The sequence below is a fragment of the Aeromonas sp. ZOR0002 genome, from assembly GCF_963866995.1.
GTDB lineage: Bacteria > Pseudomonadota > Gammaproteobacteria > Enterobacterales > Aeromonadaceae > Aeromonas > Aeromonas caviae.
Map to the genome: position 1 here is coordinate 1 of NZ_CAWMFQ010000368.1, position 2591 is coordinate 2591.

General features: G+C 65.7%; 3 protein-coding genes. 1 reads left to right on the forward strand and 2 read right to left on the reverse strand.

Features of this window, described 5'->3' with window-relative positions:
- The coding region (locus AACR77_RS19590) for a ChrR family anti-sigma-E factor (protein ID WP_042882333.1) at positions 1-432 on the forward strand (432 nt) is incomplete at its 5' end.
- 112 nt (positions 433-544) lie between these two features.
- Here the strand turns inward: AACR77_RS19590 and bacA are convergent.
- Complete coding sequence (gene bacA, locus AACR77_RS19595) at positions 545-1360, reverse strand: undecaprenyl-diphosphate phosphatase (RefSeq protein WP_010676024.1); 816 nt, start codon at positions 1358-1360, stop codon at positions 545-547.
- Between the two features lie 254 nt (positions 1361-1614).
- On the reverse strand, positions 1615-2591 hold a 977-nt coding region (locus tag AACR77_RS19600), incomplete at its 5' end, for an aldo/keto reductase (protein WP_042882335.1).

The following is a 2591-nucleotide window of genomic DNA, read 5'->3' on the forward strand; positions in this document are numbered from 1 at the left end:
GCGACGGAGGCGGCGCTCGCCCTTCCCGAGAGCCCGAGGCCAGAGCTCAGGGTGGCGGGTCACAGTTACCGGCTGCCGAGGGCATTGGCACGGCATCATGCCCCCAGGTGGCGTCATCTCGGGGCCATCCGTCAGGTCAGCCTGCCCCTGGACGAGATGGGGGCGCGGGCCAACCTGCTCCACATCGAGGCGGGGGGCCGGATCCCGGAGCACACCCACAAGGGATATGAGCTGACCCTGCTGCTGGCGGGCACCATCGAGGATGGCGACACCCGCTATCAGGCGGGGGACTTCATCTGGCGTGACGCCAGCCACGCCCACAGCCCCCGTACCCCGGACGGCTGCCTCTGCTACACGGTGCAGGATGCCCCCGTGCAGTTCACCAAGGGGTTGTCACGGCTGCTCAACGGCATCAGTCAGCACCTCTATTGAGTTGGGCTCACGGCTGCCCGGTGATCGCGGGCTGCCGCGCGACTGAGGCGGTATCACGGCATGAAAAAAGGGACCCTCGGGTCCCTTTTGTGTTGCTTGGCGGCGAAGCCCATCAGGCCACGAAGACCAGGTAGACGACGAAGGCCAGCAGGAAGCGGTAGATGGCGAACGGGATGAAGTCGAGACGACGGATCAGCGCCAGGAAGGTCTTGATGGCGACCATGGCCACCACGAAGGCGGTGACGAAGCCCACCGCAAACATGGGGAAGTCCGCCATGGAGAGGAAATCGCGGCTCTTGTAGAGATCCAGGCCGCTGGCCGCGATCATCATGGGTACCGCCATGATGAAGGAGAATTCCGCTGCCGCGTGGCGGCTGATGCCCATCAGCATGCCGCCGCTGATGGTGGCGCCGGAGCGGGAGAAACCGGGCCAGAGTGCCAGGCACTGGAACAGGCCGATGCCGAAGGCCTGCTTGTAGCTGATGTCGTCCAGGGTCTCCGCGGTCACGGCGGGGCGGAACTTTTCGGCGATGATGAGCAGGATGCCACCGGCCACCAGGGCATACATCACGGTTTCCGGCCCGAACAGATTGGCCTTGATCCAGCTGTGGATAGCCAGCCCGACGACCACGGCGGGCAGCATGCCGAGGATGACGTGCACCAGGGAGAGGGTCGCGTGGCCCGGGGTCGGTTTCTGACCGAAGTGAATGCCGATGAGTCCGAACAGGCGGCGCCAGAACATGACGACCACTGCCAGGATGGAGCCGAGCTGGATCACCACCTCGAAGGTGGCGGCCTTGGGTCCTTCAAACCCGAGGAGGTGGCCGACGATGATCATGTGGCCGGTGGAGGAGACGGGGAGGAACTCGGTCAGGCCTTCCACTATGCCCAGCACAAAGGCGACGAACAGGGCGTAGGATTCGGTCATGGTGCAGATCTCTTGGTTATGGGGTCTGGATAAAATCAACCCCGAACGGGTCGGGGCGGCCAATGATGGCGGAAAATCGCGCGGGCAACCAGTGAATATTGGGGATTTCAGCGCCCTGTTCCGGCCGGGAAAGGGCGCTGGTGGACCATGCAGGGCGCGGCTTGCCGCATGCTGTCAGAAGCCATGACTGCCCCGTCACGTTCTGACAGGTCAGTCACGCCTGTTGACATCTGTTTTATGATCTCTTTGTGCTGTCAGGCCAGTATGGACAGGATTTTCTGTTGAAGATCATCGTCCAGGGGGGGCTGCCCCAGGGCGTCGACGGCGCTCGTTATCTGTTGGGGATGGCTGGCGCCAATCAGGGCGCAGCTCACCACGGGGTCGCGCAGCACCCATTGCAGTGCGAGTTGCGACAGGGACTGACCCCGTTGCAGGGCCAGTGCATGCAGGGCGCGGACGGTGGCGAGCTTCTCCTCGGTGATCTGGTCCGCCGTGAGGAAGGGGCTGGCACTGGCGGCGCGGGAATCCGCGGGAATGCCCGCCAGGTAGCGATCGCTCAGCAGCCCCCCCGCCAGGGGCGAGAAGGCGACCACCCCCATGCCGTGCTCCCGGCAGGCCGGCTGGGTGTCGGGCTCAATATCGCGTTGGAACAGGGAGTATTTGAGCTGGTTGACCAGGCAGGGGGTGCCGAGCTCCGCCAGCCGGGCGGCAGCCTTGGCCGCGAGCGGGGCCGGGTAGTTGGAGAGGCCGATGTAGAGCGCCTTGCCCTGGCGCACCATCAGGGCCAGGGCCTGGCAGGTCTCCTCGAGCGGGGTGCGGGGATCCGGCCTGTGGTGATAGAAGATGTCCACGTAGTCGAGGCCCAGACGGCGCAGGCTCTGGTGCAGGCTGGCGAAGAGGTACTTGGCGCTGCCGCCATCGCCGTAGGGGCCGTCCCACATCACGTAGCCCGCCTTGCTGGCGATGATGAGCTCGTCCCGATAGGGAGCCAGGCTCCTCTTGAGCAGCGTGCCGAAGGTCAGTTCGGCAGATCCCGGTGGGGGCCCGTAGTTGTTGGCGAGATCGAAGTGGGTGATCCCCAGATCGAACGCCTGGTGCACCATGGCCTTCGCGGTGGCGGGATCGCTCCCGGCGCCGAAGTTGTGCCAAAGGCCCAGACCGATGCCGGGCAGGCGCAGGCCGTGGCGGCCCGCCGGTCGGTAGGGCTGGCGCTGGGAGCGGGCGGGGGCGG